The sequence below is a fragment of the Acidovorax delafieldii 2AN genome, from assembly GCF_000175235.1.
Lineage (GTDB): Bacteria > Pseudomonadota > Gammaproteobacteria > Burkholderiales > Burkholderiaceae_C > Acidovorax > Acidovorax delafieldii_B.
In genome coordinates this window covers 1-1,985 of sequence record NZ_ACQT01000423.1, presented here as the reverse complement: position 1 = coordinate 1,985, position 1,985 = coordinate 1, and the positions used below count along the sequence as shown (strand labels likewise).

Sequence of the window (1,985 nt, the reverse complement as noted above, 5' to 3'; positions counted from 1 at the left end):
CCCGCCAGGCCCGTGGGCGAGTTGCGCGTCGTCGGGGTCGAACCCCAGGCCCACGATGTGCACGGTGGTGCCTGCGAAGCTGACGGAAATCTCGGTGCCCGTGAGGTAGGCCATGCCCAGGGCGCGGGCCGCAGCGGCGGCCCGGTGCTGGCCGCCGATCTCGTCATGGTCGGTGAGCGACCACAGTTCGACGCCGTTGGCCTTGGCCCGCGCGGCCAGGTCTTCAGGCGCCAGGGTGCCGTCCGAAACCACGGAGTGGCAGTGCAGGTCGGCGTTGAGGTAGGTGGTCACCGATCCATTCTATGGGTTTGTCCCAGGCGGTGCCGGACGCGGCGCGTCCGATGCGCGACCCGGTCCATGTAGCAAAATGTATCTAATTCACAGTTGCCGGCGATAATCTGCGCTTTCATTCGCCATTTCAGAGCTTCAGAGGGACGAGACAAATGCAATTGGACAACATCCGGGTGTCGCGCAAATTATGGGGGGCATTCATCGGGCTGATGGTGGCCATGATGATCATGTCGGCATGGGCGCAATTCCGTACCAACAACTCCATGAGCAAGGCCATGGACGAGGTGGTGGAGATCGAAGGCCGCATCGTGGCGGCCGTGCGCTGGCGCGGCGCCACCGAGACGGCGGTGACGATGATCATGGGCGCTGCCGTCACCACCGACGCGGTGCTGGCCCAGCAATACGACGTCCGGGTCAAGGAAATCATCGGCAACATCAACAAGATCCAGGAAACGATCGTGGCTGCGGCCACGGCGCCGGATGAAAAAGCCGCCCTCGACAAGGTGCTGGCCGAGCGCAAGCTGGTGCTGGCCGCCACGGCCAAGACCTGGGAGCTCAAGGGCGCCGGCGATGGCGTGGCCACGCAGGCCTTTGCCGAAAAGGAGCTCACGCCGCAGGTGGCGCGCTACCTCAAGGCGCAGGACGACTTCGTCAAGGCCCTTGAGCAGCGCCGCGACCAGACCCGCGCCGATGCCACCAGCCGCCGCATCGAATACGCCATCACCGGGCTGGCGCTGTCGGCGCTGCTGCTGGCCGCGGGGCTGGCCATGGCGTGGAAACTGGTGCATTCCATCACGCGTCCGCTGGACCAGGCGGTCACCACCATCGATGCCATCGCCGCCGGCGACCTCACGCACGAATTGCAGTCGTCGCGCCAGGACGAATTCGGGCACATGCTGCGGTCCCTGTCGGCCATGTCCACGCAGTTGCGCGGCGTGGTCACCGACGTGCGCGCCAGCGTGGACTCGGTCTCGTCGGCGTCGGTGGAAATTGCCAACGGCAACCATGATCTCTCGGCCCGTACCGAGCAGACCGCCTCGAACCTCGAAGAAACCGCTGCCAGCATGGAACAGCTGACGGCCACCGTCACGCAGTCGGCCGACACCGCCCGCCAGGCCAACCAGCTCGCCGGCACCGCCGCCCAGGCTGCCGCGCGCGGCGGCGAAGTGGTGGGGCAGGTGGTGGCCAGCATGCAGCAGATCACCGACAGCAGCCGCAAGATCAGCGACATCATTGGCGTGATCGACGGCATCGCCTTCCAGACCAACATCCTCGCGCTGAATGCGGCCGTCGAGGCGGCGCGCGCGGGCGAACAGGGCCGGGGCTTTGCCGTGGTGGCCAGCGAAGTGCGCAGCCTGGCGCAGCGCAGTGCCGAAGCGGCCAAGGAAATCAAGGCGCTCATCGGCGCATCGGTCGAGAACGTCGAATCGGGCTCGGCCCAGGTGGCCCAGGCGGGTCAGAGCATGCAGGAGATCGTGAGCAGCGTGCAGCGCGTCTCGGACCTGATCGGTGAAATCACGGCCTCCTCCACCGAGCAGCGCGACGGCATCGCCCAGGTGAACCAGGCGGTCACGCACCTCGACCAGATGACGCAGCAGAACGCCGCGCTGGTCGAGGAATCGACCGCCGCCGCCGCCTCGATGCGTGACCAGGCGCAGCACCTGGCGCAGGTGGTGTCGGTGTTCAACGTCGGC

2 protein-coding genes are annotated in these 1,985 nt (G+C 66.8%); one reads left to right on the top strand and one right to left on the bottom strand.

Going from position 1 to position 1,985, the window contains the following annotated elements:
- On the bottom strand, positions 1–291 hold a 291-nt coding region (locus ACDELDRAFT_RS21800), incomplete at its 3' end, for a PHP domain-containing protein (RefSeq protein WP_005800728.1).
- A gap of 152 nt (positions 292–443) precedes the next feature.
- On the opposite strand from ACDELDRAFT_RS21800, the gene ACDELDRAFT_RS21795 reads away from it, so the two are divergent.
- Positions 444–1,985, top strand: a 1,542-nt coding sequence (locus ACDELDRAFT_RS21795) for a methyl-accepting chemotaxis protein (RefSeq protein WP_005800726.1), incomplete at its 3' end; no start/stop codon positions are given.